The sequence below is a fragment of the Pseudorhodoplanes sp. genome (assembly GCF_046289595.1).
Taxonomy (GTDB): domain Bacteria; phylum Pseudomonadota; class Alphaproteobacteria; order Rhizobiales; family Xanthobacteraceae; genus Pseudorhodoplanes.
Genome location: NZ_JBKBVB010000229.1, coordinates 1 through 2649, shown reverse-complemented (window position 1 = coordinate 2649; position 2649 = coordinate 1). Strand labels below are relative to the sequence as shown.

Annotated in this window: 2 protein-coding genes; both read left to right on the top strand. The window is 62.8% G+C overall.

What is annotated here, in order from left to right; translation table 11 throughout:
• The first annotated feature begins 129 nt into the window (after positions 1-129).
• Positions 130-1545 (top strand): argonaute/piwi family protein, encoded by a 1416-nt coding sequence (locus ACK41X_RS23405; RefSeq protein WP_027443719.1) that lies wholly within the window; start codon positions 130-132, stop codon positions 1543-1545.
• A gap of 746 nt (positions 1546-2291) precedes the next feature.
• Positions 2292-2649: TolC family protein (locus tag ACK41X_RS23400; protein WP_409728701.1), on the top strand; the 358-nt coding region annotated here is incomplete at its 3' end.

Below are 2649 nucleotides of genomic sequence, written 5' to 3'. Positions count from 1 at the left end.
CGCTCCAGGTGCTCCGCCAGCGAAAACAGGCTGCGTGAGTGCATCAAACCTCTCCGTCCAATGCACAGAGTGAATCAGATCATGGCCCCAAACGCGAGGGGTTTTTGCGGGTGTCCAGCTGGTGCAGCCATGACGAGCGAGATCGCGCCCACCATATGGTATCCCGAGCCCGAGCTGGTGTTTCATCCCGAGCGGACGAGCGAACGCGACATCCATCCGCTGCGCGGGCTCAAGCGTTTCGGCCCCCATTCGCGCGGATTGGTGCAATCACCGATCCGAGTGGCGACATTGGCGCCGGCCGGCGAGTCAGAACGCCTGTTCGCGTTCATGCGCGAGCTGAGCCAAAGCGTGCGCCCGGTCGAGCGAACCGACTATCTGCCGGACTGGCCGGGCTTCAATACGGTGTTTGACATGCGCGTGACGGCGGCAGCCAAGAAATGCCGTGTCGAGCTGGACGGATCGTTTGAGAGCGAGATGGCACAATCGGCGATGCCGCACGTGTTGCTCGCTGAACAGCTCGTCCGTGCAATCCAGCCGCTTGAAGCGTTCCGTAGCGAGTTCGATGTCTTGTTCATCTACCTGCCGCAGCGATGGGAGCGTGGCTTCTACGGCGTGGGGGACGATTTCGATCTCCACGACCATCTCAAGGCTTACACGGCCGCGCGCGGGATGCCGATCCAGATCGTGCGTGAAGACAAGGCACTCGCTTATCGCTGCCGTGCGAGCGTGATGTGGCGAGTGGGCCTGGCGCTATATGCCAAGGCCGGCGGCGTTCCCTGGAAGCTAGCCGATGTCGATCCAGAGACCGCCTATATCGGCATTTCCTATGCGGTGCGGTCGAACGGTGCCGACAAACCGCGGTTTGTGACCTGTTGCAGCCAGGTGTTCGACGCGGAGGGCGCTGGCCTCGAATTTATCGCCTACGACACCGCCGACGTGCAGGTGCAGCGCGACAATCCCTTTTTATCACAGGCCGAGATGTTCCGGGTCATCACGCGGTCGATGACGCTATATCGTCACCGACATGGTGGACGCTCACCACGCCGGGTGATGGTCCACAAGTCGACCGAGTTCAAAGACGCCGAAGTGCTCGGCTGCTTCGAGGCGTTGCCGCTGTGCGAGGCGGTCGACTTGATTCAGGTTGTCGAGGATGTGGGCTGGCGCGGCGCGCGTTGGGAACGCGATCAGGCCAATCCGGGAGGTCAGGCGGCGGCATTTCCAGTCAAGCGCGGCTCATTGATCGGGCTTGGCGAGCGCGAGGCGCTGCTGTGGATGCACGGTGCCGTCGAGACTCTTGGGCCGAAAACCTATTTTCAGGGTCAACGCGGCACGCCGCGTCCGATCCGACTTGTCCGCCATGCCGGGCACGGCACGTGGGACGACAGCGCCCGCGCGGCACTCGCCTTGTCGAAGATGAACTGGAACAACGACGGGCTGTATGATCCGCTACCCGTAACGATGAGCTATGCGAAGGTTCTTGCGCGTGTCCTTAAGCGCATGACGAATCTGGGCAGCACGCCCTACCAGTTCCGATTCTTCATGTAGGGAGAACGGGTTTCACCGGGTAGGATTCGAACTTTTTGCCGCCAGCGACCGTCGTGCCTACGATCATGCAAATCCTGAGTTTTCGCAGATCGTAGCCTGTGCGGCTTACGCGCATAAACGGCGGCCGACGGCGGAATTTGGTGCTCCGCACCGGATAAACATAACGAATATATCTCGCCGTTTGCACTACCCTAGTGCCGCTTCGTGACGACTCCCACCGCCCTGAACCGGCGAGAGTGACCGCAAGCCCTACCCGGTCCTGGGAAGTAGGGTCACGCTGGTTCCGTGAGTTTGCCGGAGACAAAGGGATGGTTCTCAAAGCGGCGGTTCCGTGCTAAGAACTGCGAATGGCTCGCATTTTGGCAACGATCATGATGTGCTTCGTTGCGCTGTCGGTGACAGCGGGCGCGGTCTCGCATGCCGTGGAGCCAGTTGTTGTCTGCCTCGAATCGGACGTGGTTTCAGGCTCTGGCCACGATGCCGGCGGAAGCGAGCAAGCGCCTTCCAGCGATAACAAAGCCACGCCGCACCAGCATGGCGGATGTCACGGGCATCATCAGGTCGCCCCGCCGGTTGACGACGGGGTCGGCGCCAGTTTGTCGCTGTCGGCGTCGCCGCCCTCCATCGGCAACGCCAGAGACCTCGTGTCGGCTGGCACAGACCCAGCACTCCGCCCTCCAAGAGCCTGACGACTCCAACCTAGCCCCGTCTGCGGGGCTTTCCGGAATCGTCAGGAGTCTTCGATCATGCACCGATTGCTCGCGGCCGTGTTGGCCGCGATGGCTTGCGCGAGCGTCGCGCAGGCCCAAGAGCCGCCGCCAGCGGAAGCTGGCCAATCCTTCACACTAGACCAAGCGCTGGAATTGGCGGGCGCGGTCTCGCCGTCGCTGGAGGCCGCATCGGCCGACGTGCGGGCGGCAGAAGCCGGTCGCCGCGTGGCTGGTCTGCGCCCCAATCCAAGCGTCACCGTCGAAGCCGAAAATGTGGCCGGCTCCGGCCCCTATCGGGGCATCGACAGCGTGGAGGCGACGACTTCCCTCACGTTGCCGATCGAGCTTGGCGGCAAGCGATCGGCGCGGATCGCCGTCGCCAATGCGCGCAGTG

Coding starts and splice junctions, on each gene's coding strand:
- ACK41X_RS23405 (WP_027443719.1), top strand. CDS start 130: ATGACGAGCGAGATCGCGCCCACCATATGGTATCCCGAGCCCGAGCTG.